This window comes from Kribbella sp. VKM Ac-2566, from assembly GCF_004366005.1.
Classification (GTDB): Bacteria; Actinomycetota; Actinomycetes; order Propionibacteriales; family Kribbellaceae; genus Kribbella; species Kribbella pratensis.
Window position 1 is genome coordinate 642866 of sequence record NZ_SODT01000013.1, and the last position, 21596, is coordinate 664461.

Below are 21596 nucleotides of genomic sequence, written 5' to 3' on the forward strand. Positions count from 1 at the left end.
CCATGACTGGCCCGCTACCCGCCTTGCGTCCAAGGGGTGGTGTAGCGGGCAATCACGTCCAAGCAGCGTCGGGCCTGTGCCGGTGAGGCAGGATTCTTCCAGCCGAGCTTTTCGAGTGCCCAGTCGATGGCGAAGGGCGGTGTCCACCCCGCCTCGGCCGACTCGGGATCGGCGATCCGCGCGTACCCGCGCCGTATCAGGTCCAATCGGTCCTGCAGTACGTCCCCGGCATCCACCTCCCATTGGGCGAAGTCGTACGCCGGCGCCGTACGGCCGGCGAACTCCCAATCGATGATGCCGACGACCGCCCCGTCGTGGATCAGGAGGTTCTTCGGGCAGAAGTCGCCATGAACGAGCGACACCGGGGGAGCAGCACGGGTCGTCACCTGTCGGCGCAGGAACTCGGCACCGCGCTCGACGACCGCAGCCTCCGCCGAGCCGAAGGCCTCCCTGACGATGCCTGCGACCCGGGTGATCTCATGCTCTTCGGGCAATCGCAGTACGTGCCGGACGCCTCGGTCCTCCAGGCCAACGCTGTGCACGCGCGCCAAAATCTCACCGGCGTCCAGAACCAACCGCTCGAGCTCAGCGGCAGACAGTTCACCGACGAGCTCGTCGAGCGAACGACCCGGCAGGAACTGCTGGACCGAGAAGGACAGCAGCCGGCCGTCGTGATCCAGGTGCTCAAGACCGAGCACCTCGGCCGTCGGCACGCCCACGGCCCGCGCCTCCGTCATGAGGTACGCCTCGTCGACGAACCACGGCACCTCCTGACGCGCAATCCGCACGACCACCGCGTCATCACCGGCAAGCTCAACGCGGTACGTCTCGTTCATCCCGCCACCGGCCAGTGGAACAAGCCGCTCGACCTCACGGCCACAAACCGACCGCACCACCGAGTCGATGAGCGAGCGAGGCGTTGTCACCATCACCCAAGTCTCACCCAACGATCCGCCACTGGGCATCTGCATTTTCGAACACCGACAGGCGGGGGAGTCGGGCGGATCACACGAGCAGCGTCTCGAGATCCGGGAGCCGGGCGAACATGTCGGGGAGGCCGCGTACGCCGTTGCCCGCCGACTCCTGCGACAGCGCGAGGTCAGGGCCGGTGCTCGCCTCGGTACCGGCGAGGCATCGGAGAATGTTCCATCTCGTGTGTCCCAGCCAGCCGCCGATCAGGAACACGAACCAGCTCGGACCCGGCGGCGGCAACGTTCCGCCACCTGCGACGTACCCGTCAAGAACCGCACGGAAGACGGCGGGCTCGATGTGGTCGAAGCCAGGACCCTTCGCGAGGCTCAGCGCGGTCGAGCCGAGCTCGCTGGACAGGTCGAGCATCCCCGAGAGTTCCCAGTCGAGCACCACCGGTCGACCGTTTCGAGCGAGCAGGTTCCACGGCTGGATGTCCTTGTGGGTCAGCACGACGGGACCTGGCCGTTCGCAGGTCTCCACGAAGTGGGCAATCGCGAGGAACGTCTCGACCTGGGAGGCCAGTTCGTCGGCCCACGGCTGTCCGGTCGCCACCGCCCGCTCGGCGAGCTCGGGCCAGTCCCGTGACGTGGGCTCCTCGATCGACGCGTGGGGCCATTCGACGTCGAGAGCGTGGATGCGCGCGAGGATCTCGCCGATCTCGAACGCGTAGGCCTCCGACACCGGTGCCTCGGGCAACTTCTGTCCGTCGACCCACCGGTGGACGATCGTGGTGACGCCGGCCGAGATCGGCTCCGGCATCGGGATCCCGGCGGCGAAGGCGGCCCGCTCGAACCTGAACACGTCCTCGACGTGATAGGTCCAACGACGGTCGACGAGATTGAGCTCTTTCACCGCGAACGACCCCTGGTCGGTGTCGAGCCGGTACATCCGGTTGGCGAACCCGCCGTGAACGCGAACCATCGGCCCGACCGGCACACCGAGATGCGAGAGATCCACGCCCGCAATCTAGGCCGCACAGCCCAACGGCGCACCGGAATTACCGGAGCTGCATGCTCCCGGCGCCACGATTCGTCGTACTACGGTTGGGCGCGTGACCATGCGCTTCTCGATGGATGAGCTCGCGGGCGGCCGCACGACGAGCGGTCTCGAGCACCGCGGTTCCGACCTGCTCCGCCCGGTCGGCCCGTGGACCCCGGCTGTGCACGAGTACCTGAAGCACCTCGAGTCCGTTGGCTTCCACGGAGCCCCCCGGGTCGTCGGCATCGAAGGGGACCAGGAAGTGCTGACGTTCCTCGAAGGCGACGTACTCGCGGATCCGGAGTGGGAGCCGGGGCGCGGCAACCCGCTGCCGGCGTACGCCCGGAGCGACGATGCACTGGCCGCCGTCGCGCATCTGCTGCGCGACCTGCACGAGGCGTCCCGCAGCTTCCAGCCGGAGCACACCGGCTACCGCTTCCATCCGCACGCGCCCAATCCCGGCGAGATTGTGTCGCACGGCGATCTGGGTCCGTGGAACACCGTCTATCGAGGTGGTGTGCCGGTCGCCTTCATCGACTGGGATGCGGCCGGGCCGATCGACGCGCTGCTCGATCTCGCGTCCGCCGCCTGGGCGTTCCTGCCTCTGGAGTCGGACCGTCAGCTCGCCGAGACCGGCTTCGATCCGCTGCCCGACCTGCCCCACCGGTTGCGGGTGTTCGTCGACGCCTATGGACTCACCGACCGGCCGACGATCATCCCCGCGCTGCAGCAGGCGAAATTGAAGGTGGTCGAGCAAGTGCAGCACTGGCCGATCGACGCGGCAGGAGCTGCCGGCTCGCTGGAGTTCCTCGCCGGCGAGCTGCGGCTGCTGGACTCCATCACTCCCGCTCTACGCCGAGCGCTGTAGACCCGCACGACTCCGCGATCCCCTCAAGAGACTCCAGTACGCCGGGGGAGCGTCACGGGGGAGCGATGAGTTGGGGACGACTAAGGTCTGTCCCGTGGCGATGTCAGACGACTCACCGGCGGCGACGAGTTCTCACACGGACAGACCTGGGGATCCGAGCCAGGCATGGCTAGAACTCGCTCCGGACTACGAGCGGGCCAGAACCAGGGAGGACTCGCTGGATCGGCTTGTCGAGTGGCCCGCGCAGCGAGACCTTCTGGGTGACGTCATCGGACGGTCGGTGCTCGATCTCGGTTGCGGTAACGGCGGCAAACTTAATGAGCTGGTTCGAGACGGTGCGACCGCCTCCGTAGGTGTCGATGTCAGTGGCAACTTCCTCAGCGACCCACCGCCTGGCTGGGAGTTCATCCGAGGCGATCTGTCTGAGCTGGAGTCTGTGCCTGGGCTCGCCGGTCGGAGGTTCGACGGATCTTGTTCCTGCAGTCTTTCGGCTACGCGAAGGATCCGGTCCGCACCCTGCAGGCAGCGCGCGCGATGCTGGCCGACGACGGATTCATCCTGCTGACCAGGACGCAACCGATCCGGTACGCCGTTGAACGGGCCGAACAGAACGGGACGTCATTGGGGGAAGAGTATTTCTCCACGGCCACGTTCTCGTACGTCAGCGGCTGGAACGACCAGATCACCCTCACCAAACGTCCGTACACCATCTCTGACCTGATCAACGTGTTCAGTGCGGCAGGGCTGTGGATCGAGACCGCGCTTGAGCCTCAACTGTCCGAGGATGCCCGACGTCGCTACCCGCACAAGCAGGAGTGGATGAACAAGCACCTCGGCATCCTGATCTTCAAGCTCCGGCCCCATCTGACGCCGTAGACGGGCACTACTGGACACGCTGCGTACCAAGTTCGGACGTATTGACAGTTCCGAAGCGCCGAACACAGCGAATGACCGAGTGGATCAGCTCGCGCTATCCGCGGGCATGCGCGGACGGGTTGTCCTTGCGAAAACCATTGGTGCCCGGCTTGCTCCGCTGATGGACTGACGTCCCGCCGGGAGTCTGCCGTGTGACGGAGGTAGTGGTTGTGACGGATTATGACGTGCTTGCCGAGGTGTACGAATGGCTCATCTCGGATGCAAAGTTGCCTCCAGCCGAGTTCGCTGCGTCGTTCGATGAGGTCCTCGGTCTCCTGCCGTCGAACGCTCACGTCCTCGACTGTTCGTGCGGAACCGGACAGTTGGCGGTTGGCCTCGCCGGTCGTGGCATACAGGTTGTCGCAACTGACGCCAGCGAAGCGATGGTTCGTCGGACGGCAGAGTTGTCTGAGGAGTTCGGGGCATCCGTCCGGGCCGTGCGGGCGAACTGGGAAGAGTTGCCCGACCATTTCGAGGACGGCACGTTCGACATGGTGTTCTGCGTTGGCAACTCGCTTCACCATGCCGCGGGCGCTACAGGCAGGGGTGCTGCTCTGGAGTCGATGTCACGGCTTCTGCGCGTTGGCGGGCGCCTGGTGCTCACATCCCGCACTTGGGAACTCGTGAGGGCCAGAGGTTCCCGGCTGGACATCAGTGACCGCCTCGTGCGCCGGAACGGTCGCGATGCCGTCGTGGTCTACCGCTGGGAGATTGCGCCGCATTGGGAGGAGGAGCACCACATCGAGATTGCGATCGCGCAAGTTGATGCGACTGGTTTGGTTCGTGTCCGCTCAGAACTGCTGTCCTGCTGGCCCTACCGGTACGAGGAACTCGAAGTCGACCTGCACCGGCTCGGACTCCGGACGGACGTGAGCACGTTCGATCTCGAGGCCGAGAACTACATGGTGGTCGCGAGCAAGGTATAGACACCGGGCTCTCACTTTTTCGAGGTCGCCGGGGTAGTGGCACGCAGTCGTATCTGATGCAACACGCAGACTAGTAGTTGACATAATGTCCGTTATCGGCGCTATGGGAGCGCAGTTTCATCCGGTGCTGGAACTCGCATCTGGACGATATGACCGGGCCTCTCAGCCAAGTTTGCAGAGACGTTCTGGAGGTGGGTTTCGAGCTGGTGTGTGTCGGGCTCGGCTCAGCTGTTGCGGGATGGTTCATCGCGGCTGCTGCGGCCGGGCGAACAGGTGTTCGAGGCGTTGTTGGCGGCTGGCAGGAGCAGCCTGACACGGGCCAAGTAGACTTCCGCGGCGGAGGGATCGACACATGGTGATGGGGAATCAGGACATCGGCGCCTGGGACGCGGAGTTGCACCGTTCCGGCCGAGTGGTCTTCGCGGTCCGGCGCGCGCTGGCCTTTGGCGGACTGGTCGTCGTGCTGATCCTGGCCGGCATCCCGATCGTCTCTGTCGTCCGGGACCTCGACACCCGCGGCACCTGGTTCACGATCCGGGTGGCGCTCCTCGCCGTACTCCTCGCTGTCTGTATCGCGCTCGCCGTCCTGTTCCTTCTCGGCCATCCGAGAGTGACCGTGAACGCCGCTGGCATCCGCTTCGCTTGGTGGCGGCAGATCCCGTGGTCCGAGTTCGGGGGCACCACCCTCGTCACACCCACCAGCGGCCTCGCCGCCCCGTACCTGACCATCATCTCCACCCGCGGCACCAAGCTCCACATCCCCCAAACGAACGTCGAAGACCTCGGCGCCTTCGCCGCCTGGCTCACGAAGCTTCACACCCAACACCGCCTGAAGACCAACAGCTGAGCGACTGAGTCTCCGGTCCCCGGCCGGCTCCAGTAGCTGACCGCGCACTGGGCTCCAACCGGCGGTACCAGTTAAGGCGCGCAAGTTGCAGTCGGCTGTCGGCGTGTGGTTCTAACATCACCGCAGGACCAACACCGGGCCGTCGGCGACGGTGATTCGAAGTTCTTTGGGCGGGGTTGTCGGATTCTGGGTGGCTGGGTCGTGGATAAGGCAAGCGGACCGGACAAGGTCCCGGACTCGAGGAGAAACACGATGAACGACCAGGCCAGGCGAGTGACCAGACCATTCCGGTTCGGGGTCGTTGCGCCGATCCGTTCTGACCTGCCGACGTGGCGAGACCGCGTGCGCCGCATCGCCGAGAGCGGCTACTCAACGTTGCTGATGCCCGATGTTCCTACCTGGCAACCAACACTTGGCCCAACGCTGGCAACCGCGGCGGCGCTCACTGACCTGCGGATCGGCTCGTGGGTCTATGCCGCGGCGCTGCGCGAACCATGGAGCACAGCATGGGAGGCCCACTCACTCTCAGTGCTGACGGAAGGCCGCTTCGAAATGGGCATTGGCGCCGGCCGGCCCGGGATCGAAGTCGAGCTGGGATTGCCTGCCGTCTCCCCCGCTGACCGTCGCGCCAGGATGCGCGAGACCGTGGCCACCCTGCGTACGTTCGACGGGCCCGATCTGCACACGCCGGTGGTCATGGCGGTGAGCGGACCGAAGTCGCAGGCGCTGGCGCTCGAAGTTGCTGACGCTGTCACGTTCGTACTCTCGCCGGAAGATGATCGGGCCGAAACCACGAGGCGGGTCACCGAGTTTGCGGACGGCCGGGACATCGAACTCGTCCAGCACGTCTCCGCTGTCGGCGACGGTGTCGCAGCGTTCATGGCACCGCCCACCCTCGACACCGCGGCGCTTCGCGCAGCCGACTCTCTCCTCATACTGCCGAGTGACCCCGCGGCAGCCGCCGAAGAAATCCAACGACGACGCGAGGAGATCGGCTTCTCCTATTTCGTCATCGGCGGCGACTTCGCCGAAACACTCGCGCCGGTCGTGGCCAAGCTGGCCGGACAGTAAGCCGGAGCGCAGACCGCAGGCGACGGGTCGAGTAGGCACCCTGAGTTTGATCGCTCCCCTGCTGCTCGCGGCTCATCAACTCCCAGTTCAGCGTGCGGTGTCGGACGCGGTGGCTAGTGTGCCTGCATGGTCGCCCGGATTCGGATCTCAGTTGCTGTCCTTGTGCGCGACGGTCTCGTGCTCCTTGTGCATCGCCATCCATCGCGGCGGTGGTATCCCGACTCCTGGAGCTTCTCCGCCGGCGGACATGTCGAGCCGGGCGAGTTGCCTCATCAGGCCGTACGCCGGGAATGCCTCGAAGAACTCGGTGTCCACATCCACGACCCCGCACCCGTCCCGATGACGGTCAACGACCCGACCCTCGACGTACACGCGTTCCTCGTCACGCGCTGGGACGGAGAACCTGCCAACGCCGCACCCGAGGAACACGACGATCTTCGCTGGTTCCGGCCCAGCGATCTCGCGGACGTGAAAATGGCCCACCCGGAGAGCCTGCCGAGCCTCCTGAGCGCCGTCCGGCTCGCAACCATTTAGGCAACGAGGCGCGCACCCGCGGCGAGGCACTACCGGGTGGTCCGTCGACGAAGAGTGGCTTCAGCACGCCTCGAGGACGAAGAAGATGAAGCTGATGAACCGTGCCGGGTGCTTCATGTTCTGCGGACGCAGTTCGGGCGGCGTGTCCGGGGAGATCGGCGGCTCGCTGATGACCGAGATCCGGAAACCTGCCGCCGTGAAGGCGTCGGACATCGCCTGAAGCGGCCGGTGCCAGATCGAGTACACGACCGTACGGCCGGCATGCTCGGCGTCGAAGGTGAACTCGGCGACATCGAAGTACTCGCCGTCGGGATTCAAAGCCGTGTAGACGAACGGGTGGTTCAGCGACAGGATCAGGCGTCCGCCCGGCTTCAGCACCCGGCGCAGCTCTGCGAGCGGCTCCGTCCAGTCCTCCAGATAGTGCAGGACGAGGGAGGCAACGACGTCATCGAAGGCGGCATCGTCGTACGGCAGCGGCTTGGCCAGGTCGGCGACGGTCAGGTCGGCGTCCTCCCCCAGCCTTCGGCGGGCCAGTTCGATCATCGCCGTGCTCAGGTCGAAGCCGGACACGATCGCGCCCTTGTCACGGAGCGCCGCGGACAACGGACCGGAGCCGCAGCCGACGTCGAGGATGCGACGGCCGTCCACGTCACCAGCGAGGCTCACCATCGCCGGCCGTTCGTAGTGGCCGTTGAGCAGATTGGTCTCGTTGTCCGCGGAGTACGCCTCAGCGAACTCGTCGTAATCAGTCTTCGGCACCCAACGCTCCTTTGTCAGCGGAATTCACCCCGGCTGACTTGGGACGTCGCTGTGGCCGAGAAAGTTGTGGCCGAGAAAGTTGTGGCCGAGAAAGTTGTCAGGTGCGTTGCGGGCGGTAGATCTGTACGACGATGCCGCTGGGGAACGGCGTGGCCTCGATCAGGTCCAGGTGTCGCGACTCCGGCAGTTGGTCGAAGAGGGCCTGCCCTTGCCCAATGACCATCGGCTGGACCAGGAGGCGGTACTCGTCGATCAGGTCTGCCGCGGCCAGCGCCCCGGCGAGGCCGGCTCCGCCCCAGACGATGACGTCAGGGCCCGGTTCGGCCTTGATGCCGGCGATCTCGGTTGCGAGGTCTCCGCGCGCGACGCGGGTGGTCGGCCACGTGGCCTCGGCGTCGTTGAGTGTTTTGGAGAACACGACCTTGGGGATGTCGTTCATCGGCGCGGCGTACGGGTCGTCGGACTGCGGCCAGAACGACGACATCTGCTGGTACGTGACGCGACCCATCAGGTGAGCGCCGGCCTTCCTGATGCGCTCTAGCTTCCACTCCTTCACCTCGGGGTCCTCGACCGCGGCGCCGGGGTGCTCGCGGTCGCCGGCCACGATCCCGTCCAGCGACATGGACATGTACAGGATGACGTTGCGCATGGCTACCTCTCATTCCTGGGGTGTGCTGGGTCAGGAAGGTTGGTGAGCAGCCTCCCGAATCCATCGATGGTGATTGCTGCTCCCGCGCTGTCAAGGACGGATCTCAGCAGGACCTGGTTCGCCTCCAGGACGAGACATCCGATCCTGCTCTCCAGCGCGTGGATCGCCCGGGCCGCCCGGAAGCCGTTCCCGCCGATGACCACAGCTTCGGCACGTGGGCTGAGATGGTCAGAGATCCAGTCGACGATCGAGGCCGGTTCGATCCGGTCCGGGTCGTTCGGAAGCTCCGCTATCAGGGCCTCGACGACCTCGAAGCCCTGGCTGCGGAAGTATCCGGCGCCGAGATCGTTGAGCGAGGACCCGAACCACGGAGGGTGAATGAGACTGACCCGCTGGATGTCGCGTGCCCTCAATGCCGACACCGCCGACATCCCGGTGGCGCACGCGGGCAAGCCCCACCGCTCGGAGAGCCGCTGCACCAGTGCCGATTCTTCGCGGTGTCCCACGGCGTAGCCCAAGCTCGTCGATGCCAGGGCCAGTGCATCCAGTGCGGCAAATGGCAACGTCGATACCGCCTCATCGAGCGCGGCCGGCGTGGTCCCCGCGAGCAGGTCGGCTACAGAGGTCGGCGGTTCAGATCCGGGCGACGCGGGGTTCTGCGTCCTCGAGACATGGATGCGAACGTGCGTCGCAGCCATGCACCGCCACTCGGCGCGCTGACCCTCAGCGGCGTGAGGTGTGAGCACGCCTACCGTGACGAGGTTCCCGGACTTCATGGCTCCGAGCCTCGCAGGGCAAGGCCACCGCATCAACGACGATCTGTTCCACGCAGCATGTAGCGTCGGTACATGATTCCGGAGGTCGAGCTGCGAGAAGTGCGCCTGTTTCTGGTGCTCGCTGAGGAGCTGCATTTCGGCCGCGCCGCCGAACGGCTCGGTCTGACGACCTCGCGCGTCTCCCAGACCCTGCGGGTCCTCGAGCGGAAGCTCGGCGGTCACTTGCTCTTCCACCGCACCAGTCGCGTCGTCAGTCTCACCGTGGCCGGACGCGAGTTGTACGCCGAGCTGGATCCAGCAGTCGCGGGTCTGGACCGGGTACTACGTAGGGCCCAAGCGAGAGGTCGAGGGCCTGGTGTGGTGCGTGTGGGCCTGCTCAACTTCGCTTCCGGAGTGGATGTCTTGAGCCGAGCGATCGAACGGTACGAGGCGGTCTACGCAGGCGCCAAGGTGCAGCTGACCACCACGCCGTTCGATGACCGGCTCGGTCCTCTGCGCCGACGCGAGATCGACCTGGTCATGACGCGGCTGCCCCTCGACCAACCCGACATCGCCGTCGGTCCGGTGTTGAGTACCGACAAGCGCGTTGTCATGGTCGGCAGAACCCACCCGCTCGCCGGCCGCACCGACGTGACCACGGAGGACCTCGTAGGTCACGACGTCCGGCGACCCCACGGCGTCCCCACCGAGCTGGCCGAGGCGACCTGTCCGGCCAGAACACCATCGGGCCGACTCATCCGGTTCGTCGACGCACCCGTCGACGACAACGCCGAGCTCCTCTACCTCCTGGCGCGTGGTCAACTCGTCCATCCCACCGTCGTACCGTTCGCGCAGCATTTCCAGCACCCTGACGTGGTCGCTGTTCCGCTCCGTGACCTGCCGCCTTCCACGTGCGCATTGGCAGGGCTGAAAGACGACGACGGCCCAGCCCGCGACGCGTTCAGCATGATCGTCGAACAGGTGCTCAAGACGACCTGACGAACGCGTCGTACTCGAGGCCAAGCGTCAGCTGAGCCACGGTCTCGCACCGGCACCTGGGCGGGCTCGGCTCGGTGCGCGCTCAGGTGCCGTCGTGTGTCTCGAGTTCGGTGTGTGCGAGGAGGTCCACGAGTTGGCCGACCGTTCGCTGGTTGAGCAGGGCCTCGGGCAGCGGTTTGTCGACCTGGACTTCGTAGCGGTTGCGGCGGCCGTTCTTGTCTTTGACCACGTAGCCCGCGTCCACCAGATCGGTGACGATGCCGAAGGCGGCGCGCTCCGTGATGCCGAGCGCGATCGCGATCTCCCGCAGCCGCACGCCCGGATCGTGCGCGATGCACAGCAGTGCTTGCGCGTGGTTCGTCAGAAAGCCCCAGGCCATGACACAGATCATACTAGATGCGCAGATCTAGGAACTGCATTGCCAGTATTAGATTACTGGCGTAGCTTCAATGGTGGAACTGGTTCACGGTTTACGCGAGCCGCTCCACCACAGGAAGGCACACCATGCGCTGCACGCGCGTCGCTCTGTACGACATCAAGACCGGCACCTTCGACGAGGTCGTCGGCCAGGCACAGTCCGGGATGGTTCCCTTGTTCAAGGAGAGCCAGGGCTTCGTGTCCTACGGGGTTGCCCAGGTCGAGAAGAACGCCTTCGTCTCCATCAGCACCTGGGAAACCCGGGCGCAGGCCGACACAGCCGCCGCGAGGGCCGCGGAGTGGGTCAAGACCAACAGCCGGGACCGTTTCGCCCTGCGCACCAACTACGTCGGTGACCTTGCGATCGACACCGGCCGCCGCGAGCCGGCGCCGACCACTCGCTAGGTCGTCCAGGGACCAAGCCCCGCCGCACACCGCGGCGGGGCTTCGTCCCGTTCTCGGCGAAGTCACTCGAAGTCAGTCGGTGCGGGCGCGGAAAGTGCGGCGGTAGGCCATCGGTGAGGTTCTGATGTGTTTGGCGAAGTGCTGGCGCATCGCGATCGACGTACCGAAACCGCAGTGTCTGGAGATTTCCTCGACGGACAGGTCGGTGGTTTCCAGCAATTCCTGCGCATGATGAACTCGTTGCCGCAGCAACCATTGCAGTGGCGTCGTTCCGGTCTGTTCGCGGAATCTCCGGTTGAGCGTGCGCGGGCTCGTTCCGGCGTACGACGCAATGTCCGCCAAGGTCACCGCCTCCCCCAGCCGTTCTCGTAGCCACCGCATCGTCGGCTCCAGTGATCCGTGGTCGTCTCCGGGATCGGGGTGTGCGATGTACGGCGCCTGGCCGCCGTCGCGTTGTGGTGGCACGACCATGTGCCTGGCGACATCGGCGGCGACCGCGGATCCGAAGTCCTGACGGATCATGTGCAGGCACATGTCGATGCCACTGGCCGCGCCGGCAGAGGTCATGACGTCGCCGTGGTCGATGTAGAGCGCGTCGGTGTCGACCACCACCTGCGGGTAACGCTCGGCCAGCACGTGTGCCCGCGACCAGTGCGTCGCCAACCGCCGGCCGTCCATCAAGCCGGACGCCGCCATCACCGCGGCGCCACCGGCGCTGATCGAGGCGATCCTGATGCCGCGCCGGTGCGCCTCGCGGAGCAGCTCGAGTGCTTCGGTCAGCGGTTCGCGGCCTGCGGGTACGCCGATGACCACGATGGTGTCGGCGTCGATCGCGGCGGCCAACGGGTACGGCGGCGTGAGCCGGAACATCTCTACTCCGCCGACGCCGGTGACAAGCAGGTCGCGACCGTTACCACAGACCCGCACGTCGTACAGCCGCGGACCGAAGAGCTCCCCCGGCGCCTTCTCCAGCGAATGCGCCGTACTGAACACCTGCAGCGGCATCGACAGGTCGAAGCTGTGGATCCCGTCGACCGCGAGAACAGCGATTCGATGCATGACCAGAATCTATCGGAGAACGGCATTCTTGCCACTGTCTCCGTGTCTCGATCCGCTCGACGATGAATGACATGTTGCTCGCGGTACTCATCACGGCCGGATCCATCGGCCTCCTCGTCGCGATGGGCCGGCTCACCGACACCCTCGTCGGCGGCCAGGCTGAACAGTGGGCGAAAACCCTTGTAAACAAAGACGATGCGGCCGAGCTGGAGCGTCGGCGATGAAGGCTGTTGTGATTGGAGCAGGCGTCCTCGGAGCATGTGCGGGTTGGAACTTGTCACGGCTCGGCGTCGAGGTGATCTTCGTCGACGCCGGCCAGCCGGGCGAAGGTGTCACCAACTGGTCGTTCTCGTGGGTCAACGCCAGCAACAAGACAGCGCGCAAGTCCTACTTCGACCTGAACGTCGCGGGGATTGCGGCGTACCGTGAACTCTCCGGCGCCATTGGGCCGGGGTCATGGTGGCATCCCAGCGGCCACCTGCGTTGGGCCGACGACCCGGCACAGCTGCTGAAGACGGCGGATCTCTTGGCTGCGTGGGACTACCGGGTCGAGGTGCAGACAGGAGCCGAGGTACGCCGCCACCTCGAGCCTGCTCTCGCGATACCTGACGAGGTTCCAGTCGCGTACTACCCGGACGAAGCCTGGGTGCATGGCCGTCAGCTCGTCGGCTGCCTGATCCGCCAGGCCGTTGCCTCTGGCGCCGAGCATCGCTTCGGCACTGCTGTCCGCGAGATCGATGCCGGCGGGGACATCCAGACCGTCGCACTGTCCGACGGGACCCGCCTCGACGTCGACGTCGTTGTGAATGCGGCAGGTCCCAGTGCCTCACACATCGCCGGCCTCGTCTCACGGCACCTGCCGATGCGCCACGAACCCGGCGTCGTCACGCGGCTCGGCTGTGCTCAGGTCCCAGTTCAACGGGCCATGCACGCGCCCCACATCGAGATCCGTCCCGATGGTGACGACTCGGTAGTGCTCCACAGCCGCGAGATCGATGCACTGATCGACACCGGCGAAGGTCATGCCGAGCTCGCCCGGCGGCTGCATGAACAGGCGCAGTACGTCGTACCCGTGCTGAGTAGCTCCCGGATCGCAGAGACACGGGTCGTCGAACGGCCGATCCCGATCGACGGTTTCCCGTCGGTGGGCGCGGTGCCGTCTGTGCCGGGTTACTACGAGGCCGTTTCGCACAGTGGCATCACGCTCGGACCAGTGCTCGGCCGGCTGCTCGCGTCCGAGATCGTCAGCGGGACGCGAGACGAGCTGCTGGCAGACTTTCGTCCGGTACGGTTCGTCTCGTGACAGCCGGAGGGCGAGGCAGGCAGATGGATGTGCCCGGTCAGGGGCGCAGTGGGTAGTGCAGAGTGGCGAGCAGGTTGTCGTGGAGGGCGGCGTTCGAGTACAGGCCGCCGCCTTGATCGCCCGAGTTGCCGCCAGTCGGGTTCGTGAAACGGCCGCCGGCCTCTTCGACGATCAGGATCCACGGTGCGTGGTCCCATTTGTAGTAGCGCTCGACGAGGAAAGCGTCGATCTCGCCGTGGACGAGTTCGATCAGCGGCAGCGGGCTCCACGGTGGGCGAGCCGACGGAAGGCGAGCGCCGGGGTCGTTGTCCAAAGCAACCAGTACGGCGTTTTCCGGCGACGCCGCCGTACTTACCCCGAGACGACGGGTCTCGGCACGCGGCCAGGACGACTCGAAGGCACCGCCTCCTCGCGTCGCCCACCAGCAGCGACCCAACGCGGGAGATGCGACCACCGCGAGCTCGGTGATCCCTCGAACCTCCAGCGCGATCTGGATCCGCCAGTTCGGGTCACGCTCGCTGAAGAACCTGGTGCCGTCGATCGGATCGAGAATCCAGACCCGGTCGGACTCCCCCAACTCCCCCAGTTCCTCCCCCAGAAACGCATCACCGGGCCGGGCCGCCGACAACGTCTCCCGAAGCAGCCGTTCGACGGCCCGATCAGCCTCTGTCACCGGCGTACCGTCAGCCTTCAACGTCGCCGCAACCCCAGCCCCGAAATACCCAACAGCAACCTCAGCCGCCGCCTCGACGGCACCGAACGCGAGTCGAAGATCCCCATCCATCCCGGCCGACATTAACAGTCGTTCCGCACCCACGCGCCCCGCGGCGTCGGCCCCGGACGGAACCCGCAGGCCTCGCCCATCGCGACCGCCTCAGGAAATCCCCGACCGAGTACGGCCGCCTCGTGCGCGTCGCTGCCGAAGGTGACCGCCACTCCCCCTTCGGCGTGACACCAGCCGTGCAGCGCGTCCCACGACCACTGGCTGTGTACGGGACTGTCGACGGGCAGCATTGGACGACGTTACCCGAGAGCCTTTTGGCCTTGTTCCTCGCGGCTGCGGTAGGTGAGGAGGCCTTCTACTCCGCGGAGGAAGGTTTCGCAGACAGGCTTGGGGTCGGACAGGCAGCCGGCGGCCATCGCGCCGTCTCGGAGCATGACGAAATGGCGGGCCGCGGGTTCGGGGTCGATCTTGCCGAGGCCGGTGAAGAGTTCGGCCATCGTCCACAGGAACCATTGCCGGTGCTTGAGGACCGCCTGGTGCACCGCGAAGGCCGGGTCCGGGTACTCGGCGGCGGCGTTGAGGAACGCGCAACCTCGGAAGCCGGGCCGCTGGATGTCGTCGGCGATCGATCGGCTGACAGCGCGGATGATGTCGGCCGGGCTCGCGTCCTGGGCCCGCGCTGTGTTCAGCTGCGCCCGGATCGCCTCGTCGGCCTGCGTCAGATAGGCGACGATCAGGTCGTCCTTGCTCGCGAAATGCCGGTACAGCGTGGCGCGCGTGACCTGCGCCTCGGCGATGACGCGGTCGACTCCCACGGCGCGAATGCCTTCGGCGTAGAAGAGCCCAGTGGCCGTGCTGAGCAGTCGCGACCGTGCTTCCGACATACCGCTTCCCTTCCGGATCTCTTCGGGGTACTCCGAGATTAGCAGATAGAACGATCGGTCTTGACAACGGGAGACAGCTTGCTGCAGGCTCCAGGTTTACCGATCGTTCTATCTACATGAGATGAGAGGCAACTGGTGTCCAGTTCCTATGCAGCCACTGCCGGCCCGACGGCCGGCGCCGCCGACAGCACGAAGGCGCTGCGCACGCTGTACTACGTTCGCTTCGGCTTCGCCATCGTCTGGGCGGTCCTGATGATGGCGATCGCCAAGAAGATCAACCCGGGAGCAACCGCTCTCTTGGTGATCTACCCACTGTTCGACGTCGCGGCGGCGGTGATCGACTTCCGGACCTCGGGTACGACGCGACCGAAGGCGCCTCTCTACGTCAACATGGCGTTGAGCCTGCTCACCGCGATCGGGCTGGCCGTCGCGGCCGGGTCCGGGATCCCGAGCGTGCTGCGGGTGTGGGGTGCGTGGGCGATCACCGCCGGCATCGTCCAGTTGGTCGTCGCGATCCTGCGCTACCGGCTCGGTGGTCAGTGGGCGATGATTCTCAGCGGCGGTATCTCGGTGCTCGCCGGCGGCAGCTTTATCGTGATGGCCGGTGGCGCGAAGGCGTCGCTCACCAGCGTTGCCGGGTACGCGATCCTGGGCGGCATCTTCTTCCTGATCTCCGCGATCCGTCTGCAGCGCGTCGCTGCGAAGGTGAGCTGACATGACGGAGAAGTTCTTCGACGTCGTGATCATCGGTGGCGGACCGGTCGGAGAGAACGTCGCCGACCGAGTAGTGCAGGGCGGCCTGACGGCGGCGATCGTCGAACACGAGCTCGTCGGCGGCGAGTGCTCGTACTGGGCCTGCATGCCGACCAAGGCCCTGCTCCGCGACGCCGCGGCCCTTCGCGCCGCTCGCGCACTGCCGGCTGCCGGCCAAACCGTCAGCGGCAATCTGGACCCAGCCGCGGTGCTCGCCCGGCGCGACCGATTCGCCTCCAACTGGAGCGACTCCGGCCAGGTCGAGTGGCTGAACCACGCCGGCATCAACCTGGTCCGCGGCCACGGACGCATCACTGGGACGCGTACTGTCACCGTCACTCAGACGGACGGTACGACGACCACCGTGAAGGCACGCCACGCGGTCGTGATCGCCACCGGCAGCAGCGCTCACATTCCACCCATCCGCGGGCTGGCGGACGTGGCACCGTGGACGAGTCGCGAGGCGGCCGCCGTACAGAACGTCCCGGCGAGGTTGGCCATCATCGGTGGCGGGGTCGTCGGCTCCGAGATGGCCACCGCCTTCAGTGCGCTCGGCTCGCAGGTGACGCTCATTTCTCAGAGCCGGCTGCTGCCCGGGGTGGAGCCGTTCGCCAGTGAACATGTGGCGGCCGCTCTCCGTACTGCGGGTGTGTCGCTTCACCTGGACGTCGAGGTCGCTGAGGCTCGTCGGACTGCAGACGGCGTACATCTGGCGCTCTCCGACGGCGCGACGGTCGACGCTGACGAGGTTCTCGTCGCGACCGGGCGCACGCCCAACACGAAGGACCTCGGCTTGGATCACGTCGGTCTCACGCCGGGTGACTGGCTGCATGTCGATGGAACGCTCGCTGTTGTCGACGACGCCGGTGATCGTGTCGGCGAGGGTTGGTTGTACGCCGCGGGCGACGTGAACAAGCGTGTTCTCCTCACCCATCACGGCAAGTACCAAGGACGCGCGCTGGGCGACGCGATCGCCGTACGAGCTCGTGGCGAGGAGCCCGACCTGAATCCGTGGGGACGGCACGCGGTCACAGCCGACGAACGTGCCGCGACACAGGTGATCTTCACCGATCCCGAGGTCGCCGCCGTCGGTCTGTCCGCCGAAGCTGCGGCGGCCGCCGGTGTGCACATTCGGATTGTCGACTACGACCTCGGAGCAGTCGCCGGAGCGGCCCTGCACGCCGACGACTACCGAGGTCAGGCGCGGATGATTGTCGATGCCGACCGCAACATCCTGATCGGGTTCACTGCGGTCGGCCCCGATGTCGCCGAACTGCTGCACGCGGCGACCATCGCCATCACCGGTGAGGTGCCGCTGGATCGTCTTTGGCACGCCGTCCCGGCGTACCCGACGATCAGCGAGATCTGGCTCCGGCTGCTCGAAACGGACCGCCCGCACTGGGATCCCGTTCCGTGAAAGACTTCAGGTCGTGCGGATCAGTCAGGCTGATGCAGATGATGTTGCGGGGCTCGCGCGGTTGTTGTGGTTGAACAGCAGTGAGGACGAGCAGGAGGAGCGAGCGGTCGACGAGTTCGCAGTGGAGTTCGGGCAGTGGTGGGCAGCCCGTGACGACTCGCACGTGGCGTACGTCGCGCGGCTCGATCAGCCGGACCTCGTCGGCATGGCGTGGGTTGCGCTCGTTCCACGCGTTCCGAGACCTGGGGCGATGAGCCGGATGTCCGCGGACATCCAGAGCGTCTTCGTCATCCCTGACGCCCGGGGCCGCGGAATCGGATCGGCGCTTGTGAAGGCTGCTTCGGAGCATGCGCTGGGAGCCGGTGCTCTGCGTGTGACGGTCCACTCAGGCCGCAAGGCAGTCCCGGTGTACGAGCGCCTCGGTTTCGAGTCGTCCCGCCAACTCCTCCAGCGACACCGCGACTAGCTACGCGTCGCCTTCCACACCTCCACGCTGGGCCAGACGGAGGCCCACTCCGGCGTGACGTACTCGTAGTCGGACCGAGCATCGGCCGGTACGACTACTTCGGTCAGTTCATCGACCACGAACCCGGAGTCGCGGAGGACCTTGATCATCTGTCCGGTCGGGAGCTGGAAATGCGTGCCTCCGTCGGTACGGGCGATGCGTGCGACGTCGGCGTACGGACGGCTGAGGCGGTCGGTCGCGGTGCCGGCGCCCGGGGCAGTGCAGAGTTCCAGGAGCGTGGAGTTGCGTAGGAAGATGAGTTGACCGCCGGCGCGGAGCAGTCGGGCGGCCTCCGGGATCCACACCGCGGGGTCGCACCAACTGCTCGCGCCGTACTCGCTGATCGCGACGTCGAAAGTGGCGTCCGGCAACGGAACGTCCTCGGCATTGCCGTGGATGAGGGGGAACACCAGCCCGAACTCCTGCTGCAGCGCGGCAGCGGTCGCGAGCTGCTCAGCCGAGTTGTCGATGCCGACGGGCCGACCCCCGGCTCGCAGCACCCACGCGCCGATGTACGCCGTACCGCATCCCAGGTCGATGACGTCCTTGTCAGCCAGGTCTGGCAGCACGTTCAGTTCGGACTCGGGCGTCGCCCAGATCCCCCAGTGTGGTTCAGCCGCCCATTGCTCAGCGGCGCGTCCTCCGAACCACCCGCTGTACCGTTCGTCCCACACCACACGGTTCTTCGCAGCATGCTCGTCCTCGGACATGACAGGCAGTCAACGACGAGCCGCACCTGGCTGCAAGCGAAATCTATTGCTGGAGACCCTCCGCCATCAGGGACTGGAGGCGGTTGGCGCTGGTGGGGTCTGTGGGGAGGAAGGTTTCTATGGCCAGGTTGGCGGCTGTTACTTCCAAGGGGGCGCCGATGGTGGCTATCAGGGTGAAGAGGCGGACGGGGCCAAGGCGGGTTTGGAGGTCGAGGGTGACCATGGGCTGTTGGGACGGGCCGGTGACCGGCTTGTCGGGGAGGTAGGGCTCGAGTTCTTCGAGGAGGTCCGCGAGCGGTTTGTCGGCGGTGTCGCGGCTCTTGCGTTTGAGCTGGTGGATGAGCGGGACGCTGCACGCCGCGGTCATGGACGAGATGCTGGGCAGGCCGCCGGGGTGGAGGGCCAGGCGCAGCATGTTCATCGGCGGCTTCAGGAGCTCGGGGTCGACGCCGTCCCAGAGCAGTGACGCGGCGTCGTTCGCGTCGATCAGGTTCCAGAGGCCGTCGACGATGAGGGCCGGGTTCGGCAGGTGGGCGTCGAGGAGTTGGCGCAGTGGTTCGCGCAGCGGGAGCATCGCGTTGGAGTGGTACGGCTCGTCGAGGTACCGCGGCGCGAATCCACCCGCCAGCAGCAATCGGTTCTGTTCGGCCAGCGGCAGATCGAGATGGTTCGAGAGATGCACCAGCAGTTGCCGGCTCGGCTGCGCGCGGCCCGTCTCCACGAAACTCAGATGCTTGGTCGACACCTCCGCATCGAGCGCCAACTCGAGCTGACTCAGCTTCCGGTGCATCCGCCAGAAGCGAAGCATCTCCCCCACGGTCTGCGGCTCTTCCAGCACGGTCACAAAATCAGCGTACGGCGGACACACGCCGCGCCTCCATTAACAAAGAGGTAATTGAGCCGCTCCCCCGTCGCCCCGGATCGTTGTTCGCATGAATCCCACCACGATGAACCCCACCTACACAGCCGTCGCGACCTCGTCCGGGCGCGACGCCCGCGCCGTCACCGCCGACGGGCTGCTCGACGTCCAACTCGCCCTGCCGAAGGAGCTCGGCGGCACCGGCGACGGTCTCAACCCCGAACAGTTGCTCGCCGCAGGCTGGGCCGCCTGCTTCTCGACCGTCCTGGACCGCATCGGCCAGACCCAGAACCTCGACGCCAAAGACGTCGCGGTGACCGCGGAGATCAGCCTCGTCCCGGTCGGTCAGAGGTTCACTCTGGCCGCCGTACTGCGGATCGAACTCCCCGACCACCTCCAGGGCGAACCCGGCCGCAAACTGATCGAAGCAGCCCACAACATCTGCCCCTACTCCCGCGCCACCGACGGCAACATCCCGGTCGAGATCGTCGTCGAGTGACCTAAGCAGCAGAGATGCCGTGGCGTGTGAAGACGGTGTGGAGGGCGGCGTGGCCTTGGGTGAAGTCCCATTGTTCGGCGTGGAGGCCGGCGGTGCGGGCGCCGATGATGTTCTTGGCGGTGTCGTCGATGAACAGGATCGAGTCCGCGTCGGCGCCGATGCGTTCCGCGGCGCGGGTGAAGAAGGACGGGTCGGGTTTCGCGACGCCGAGGTCGTACGAGTAGCAGCTGACGTCGAACAGGTCGTCGTACCCGAGGACCTCTCGCATGTGCGCGCCGCGGTAGCACTCCTGGTTGGTGCCGAGGTGTACGCCGTACCCGTTCCGCTTCAGGGTCCGCACGATGTCGAGTGACTCCTCGATCAGCACGATGTTCTTCCACACCGCGTCGTACAACTCGGCCGCCGGTGTGCTCACGCCGTACTTCTCCAGCGACGCCGCGAGCACCGGCAGGTAGTCACCACGCCCGGCGAGCATCGGCAGCTCGTCGGACCAGGTCTCGTGGAGGAAGTCCCGGGCCCGGTCGCCGAGATACGGCTCCATGGCCGCGTACCAACCGCCAGGAAGATCCTGCAGTACGCCGTCAGCGTCGAACAGCACGTGCCGGATCGGGTCGCCCATGGACCAGATCATGCCCCAGCTGCTCGTCCACGCACACGGGATTTTCCTCGAAGCCGGCGGCCTCCTCCGGCCGGCGGCGTACGCCGAACAGCGCCGCGCGGTACTCCTCCGGGACGTGGCACATGATCAGGACGGGTCCTGGAGAATGCCGAGAACGTTGCCGTCGGGATCGGTGAGGGTGGCGACGAGCCGCCCCGCGCCGACGTCCTTCGGGGCGTCCTTGAGGGCGCCGCCGGCCTCGGTGATCTCCTTGATCTTGGCCTCGATGTCGGTCACGTGCCAGTAGGCGATCGGCGAGGTCATGTCGCTGTTCGGGACCAGCCCGATCTGCTGGCCTTCGGCCTCGAACCCGACGTAGTACGGCGAGTCGGCCATCGGCTCGACGCCGAGCAGAGCGGCGTACACCGGCTTGGCGTTCTCGAGGTCGGTCACGGGGTGCAGGATCGTGTTGACGCCTTGCGTGCCAGTCATTTCGTCTCCAATTTCGGGGGGCGTTTGCCCCTGACGTTCAGTGACTCTCACGCTAATCGGGTCCGAACACCGGTGCTTCTCGATTCCTGACCGGTTGCCGTGGGCCTGCGAGCGAACCGAACGGTTCCGGTCAGTGCTTGCCGAATTGGTGGTGGTTGGTGACGGTCGCCTGGCTCAGAACGGCGGTGTAGATGGCGACCTCGTCGATCATGCCGTCGAAGTACGCCGTCGAGTTGGGGTCCAAGGTGTTCAAGGCCGCGCCGATGGAGAAGCCGTACGGGTCCATCACCGTCGCACGGACCGCAGCCTGCGGTGCGAGTGCGACGCCGTCGACGTAGATCCGGATCGAGGTGCCGTCATAGGTCGTCACAAGGTGGTGCCACAGCCCGTCGTTGACGGCGAACGCCGGCGTGAACGTCTTGTCCGAGCCCGCACCGCCGGCCCAGGCCGTCATCGACGCGCCACCGGCGTCGATGCTCAGAGAGAACTTCTGGTTCGTCGCCCGCGTGCCGTAGTCGAACAACATCTGCTTCGACGAGCTCGTCGTCGTGAACCACAGCTCCACGGACCGGGCCGAGGCGCCGACCGGCAGGCCGGTTGTCTCGGCCGCCTGCGCGTAGTCGTTGAGGCCGTCGAACCGGGCGGCGGTGTCGGTCCTCCCGGTCAATGCTCCGGTGGTGCCGAGGCTCACGCCGTTC

The 21596-nt window shown here is 66.3% G+C and carries 29 protein-coding genes; 14 read left to right on the forward strand and 15 right to left on the reverse strand.

Features of this window, described 5'->3' with window-relative positions; all coding sequences use genetic code 11:
* Positions 1–14: 14 nt before the first annotated feature.
* A complete protein-coding gene (locus EV647_RS33880) occupies positions 15–929 on the reverse strand; it encodes a phosphotransferase family protein (protein WP_134010240.1) in 915 nt (304 codons plus the stop codon).
* 76 nt (positions 930–1005) lie between these two features.
* Positions 1006–1929, reverse strand: coding sequence for a phosphotransferase family protein (locus tag EV647_RS33885; RefSeq protein ID WP_134010242.1), 924 nt, complete (start codon positions 1927–1929; stop codon positions 1006–1008).
* A 100-nt stretch (positions 1930–2029) separates the two neighbouring features.
* Here EV647_RS33885 and EV647_RS33890 point away from each other — a divergent pair, with 100 nt between their 5' ends.
* The 6 genes from EV647_RS33890 (at position 2030) to EV647_RS33915 (ending at position 7111) form a co-directional block, all read left to right on the forward strand.
* A complete protein-coding gene (locus tag EV647_RS33890; RefSeq protein ID WP_238177541.1) occupies positions 2030–2818 on the forward strand; it encodes an aminoglycoside phosphotransferase family protein in 789 nt (262 codons plus the stop codon).
* 471 nt (positions 2819–3289) lie between these two features.
* On the forward strand, positions 3290–3694 hold the full coding sequence (locus tag EV647_RS33895; RefSeq protein ID WP_134010246.1) for a hypothetical protein: 405 nt from the start codon (positions 3290–3292) through the stop codon (positions 3692–3694).
* 191 nt (positions 3695–3885) lie between these two features.
* On the forward strand, positions 3886–4659 hold the full coding sequence (locus tag EV647_RS33900) for a class I SAM-dependent methyltransferase (RefSeq protein WP_238177527.1): 774 nt from the start codon (positions 3886–3888) through the stop codon (positions 4657–4659).
* Positions 4660–5011: 352 nt separating this feature from the next.
* Complete coding sequence (locus tag EV647_RS33905; RefSeq protein WP_134010248.1) at positions 5012–5506, forward strand: hypothetical protein; 495 nt, start codon at positions 5012–5014, stop codon at positions 5504–5506.
* Between the two features lie 252 nt (positions 5507–5758).
* Positions 5759–6577 (forward strand): LLM class flavin-dependent oxidoreductase, encoded by an 819-nt coding sequence (locus tag EV647_RS33910; protein ID WP_134010250.1) that lies wholly within the window; start codon positions 5759–5761, stop codon positions 6575–6577.
* 126 nt (positions 6578–6703) lie between these two features.
* Complete coding sequence (locus tag EV647_RS33915; RefSeq protein ID WP_134010252.1) at positions 6704–7111, forward strand: NUDIX domain-containing protein; 408 nt, start codon at positions 6704–6706, stop codon at positions 7109–7111.
* Positions 7112–7171: 60 nt separating this feature from the next.
* On the opposite strand, the gene EV647_RS33920 is transcribed toward EV647_RS33915, so the two are convergent.
* From EV647_RS33920 to EV647_RS33930, 3 genes are all read right to left on the reverse strand, one after another.
* Positions 7172–7870: a class I SAM-dependent methyltransferase gene (locus tag EV647_RS33920; protein WP_238177528.1), complete on the reverse strand. Its 699-nt coding sequence runs from the start codon at positions 7868–7870 to the stop codon at positions 7172–7174.
* A gap of 97 nt (positions 7871–7967) precedes the next feature.
* Positions 7968–8519 (reverse strand): dihydrofolate reductase family protein, encoded by a 552-nt coding sequence (locus EV647_RS33925; RefSeq protein ID WP_134010254.1) that lies wholly within the window; start codon positions 8517–8519, stop codon positions 7968–7970.
* Positions 8520–8521: 2 nt separating this feature from the next.
* Positions 8522–9517 (reverse strand): hypothetical protein, encoded by a 996-nt coding sequence (locus tag EV647_RS33930; protein WP_238177529.1) that lies wholly within the window; start codon positions 9515–9517, stop codon positions 8522–8524.
* Here EV647_RS33930 and EV647_RS43215 point away from each other — a divergent pair.
* Positions 9410–10273, forward strand: a complete 864-nt coding sequence (locus tag EV647_RS43215) for a LysR family transcriptional regulator (protein WP_370344468.1) — start codon at positions 9410–9412, stop codon at positions 10271–10273. The genes EV647_RS33930 and EV647_RS43215 overlap by 108 nt on opposite strands.
* 82 nt (positions 10274–10355) lie before the next feature.
* Here EV647_RS43215 and EV647_RS33940 read toward each other — a convergent pair whose 3' ends face one another.
* Positions 10356–10652, reverse strand: coding sequence for a helix-turn-helix domain-containing protein (locus EV647_RS33940; RefSeq protein WP_202876392.1), 297 nt, complete (start codon positions 10650–10652; stop codon positions 10356–10358).
* Between the two features lie 125 nt (positions 10653–10777).
* Between EV647_RS33940 and EV647_RS33945 the strand changes: the two genes are divergently transcribed.
* Positions 10778–11095 (forward strand): hypothetical protein, encoded by a 318-nt coding sequence (locus EV647_RS33945; protein WP_134010262.1) that lies wholly within the window; start codon positions 10778–10780, stop codon positions 11093–11095.
* Between the two features lie 72 nt (positions 11096–11167).
* Here EV647_RS33945 and EV647_RS33950 read toward each other — a convergent pair whose 3' ends face one another.
* Positions 11168–12154 carry a GlxA family transcriptional regulator gene (locus EV647_RS33950; protein ID WP_134010264.1) on the reverse strand — a complete coding sequence of 329 codons (987 nt, stop codon included), beginning with the start codon at positions 12152–12154 and terminating at the stop codon, positions 11168–11170.
* Positions 12155–12225: 71 nt separating this feature from the next.
* Between EV647_RS33950 and EV647_RS42255 the strand changes: the two genes are divergently transcribed.
* On the forward strand, positions 12226–12378 hold the full coding sequence (locus tag EV647_RS42255) for a hypothetical protein (RefSeq protein ID WP_166680487.1): 153 nt from the start codon (positions 12226–12228) through the stop codon (positions 12376–12378).
* On the forward strand, positions 12375–13457 hold the full coding sequence (locus tag EV647_RS33955) for an FAD-binding oxidoreductase (RefSeq protein ID WP_134010266.1): 1083 nt from the start codon (positions 12375–12377) through the stop codon (positions 13455–13457). The genes EV647_RS42255 and EV647_RS33955 overlap by 4 nt, the downstream gene beginning before the upstream one ends.
* A 37-nt stretch (positions 13458–13494) precedes the next feature.
* On the opposite strand, the gene EV647_RS33960 is transcribed toward EV647_RS33955, so the two are convergent.
* Genes EV647_RS33960 through EV647_RS33970 form a run of 3 tightly spaced genes read right to left on the reverse strand, consistent with a single transcriptional unit; the run spans position 13495 to position 15065 of the window.
* Positions 13495–14241, reverse strand: coding sequence for an inositol monophosphatase family protein (locus tag EV647_RS33960; protein ID WP_166680488.1), 747 nt, complete (start codon positions 14239–14241; stop codon positions 13495–13497).
* 11 nt (positions 14242–14252) lie between these two features.
* Complete coding sequence (locus EV647_RS33965; RefSeq protein ID WP_134010270.1) at positions 14253–14471, reverse strand: hypothetical protein; 219 nt, start codon at positions 14469–14471, stop codon at positions 14253–14255.
* A gap of 9 nt (positions 14472–14480) precedes the next feature.
* On the reverse strand, positions 14481–15065 hold the full coding sequence (locus EV647_RS33970; protein WP_134010272.1) for a TetR/AcrR family transcriptional regulator: 585 nt from the start codon (positions 15063–15065) through the stop codon (positions 14481–14483).
* A 135-nt stretch (positions 15066–15200) separates the two neighbouring features.
* Here EV647_RS33970 and EV647_RS33975 point away from each other — a divergent pair, with 135 nt between their 5' ends.
* Genes EV647_RS33975 through EV647_RS33985 form a run of 3 tightly spaced genes read left to right on the forward strand, consistent with a single transcriptional unit; the run spans position 15201 to position 17701 of the window.
* Positions 15201–15779, forward strand: a complete 579-nt coding sequence (locus EV647_RS33975) for a hypothetical protein (RefSeq protein WP_134010274.1) — start codon at positions 15201–15203, stop codon at positions 15777–15779.
* Between the two features lies 1 nt (position 15780).
* Positions 15781–17235, forward strand: coding sequence for an NAD(P)/FAD-dependent oxidoreductase (locus tag EV647_RS33980; protein WP_134010276.1), 1455 nt, complete (start codon positions 15781–15783; stop codon positions 17233–17235).
* A 13-nt stretch (positions 17236–17248) separates the two neighbouring features.
* Positions 17249–17701: a GNAT family N-acetyltransferase gene (locus EV647_RS33985; protein WP_166680489.1), complete on the forward strand. Its 453-nt coding sequence runs from the start codon at positions 17249–17251 to the stop codon at positions 17699–17701.
* Here EV647_RS33985 and EV647_RS33990 read toward each other — a convergent pair.
* Both EV647_RS33990 and EV647_RS33995 read right to left on the reverse strand, forming a co-directional pair.
* Positions 17698–18450: a class I SAM-dependent methyltransferase gene (locus EV647_RS33990; protein WP_134010280.1), complete on the reverse strand. Its 753-nt coding sequence runs from the start codon at positions 18448–18450 to the stop codon at positions 17698–17700. The two genes, EV647_RS33985 and EV647_RS33990, sit on opposite strands and share 4 nt — an antisense overlap.
* A gap of 43 nt (positions 18451–18493) precedes the next feature.
* Positions 18494–19294 (reverse strand): helix-turn-helix domain-containing protein, encoded by an 801-nt coding sequence (locus EV647_RS33995; RefSeq protein WP_134010282.1) that lies wholly within the window; start codon positions 19292–19294, stop codon positions 18494–18496.
* An 88-nt stretch (positions 19295–19382) separates the two neighbouring features.
* On the opposite strand from EV647_RS33995, the gene EV647_RS34000 reads away from it, so the two are divergent.
* Complete coding sequence (locus EV647_RS34000) at positions 19383–19808, forward strand: Ohr family peroxiredoxin (protein ID WP_238177532.1); 426 nt, start codon at positions 19383–19385, stop codon at positions 19806–19808.
* 1 nt (position 19809) lies between these two features.
* Here the strand turns inward: EV647_RS34000 and EV647_RS34005 are convergent, their stop codons facing one another.
* From EV647_RS34005 to EV647_RS34015, 3 genes are all read right to left on the reverse strand, one after another.
* Entirely contained in the window at positions 19810–20439 is a 630-nt protein-coding gene (locus tag EV647_RS34005; RefSeq protein ID WP_238177533.1) for an HAD family hydrolase, read from the reverse strand.
* A gap of 114 nt (positions 20440–20553) precedes the next feature.
* Positions 20554–20898 (reverse strand): VOC family protein, encoded by a 345-nt coding sequence (locus EV647_RS34010; protein ID WP_134010284.1) that lies wholly within the window; start codon positions 20896–20898, stop codon positions 20554–20556.
* A 130-nt stretch (positions 20899–21028) separates the two neighbouring features.
* The coding region (locus EV647_RS34015; RefSeq protein WP_134010286.1) for a LamG domain-containing protein at positions 21029–21596 on the reverse strand (568 nt) is incomplete at its 5' end.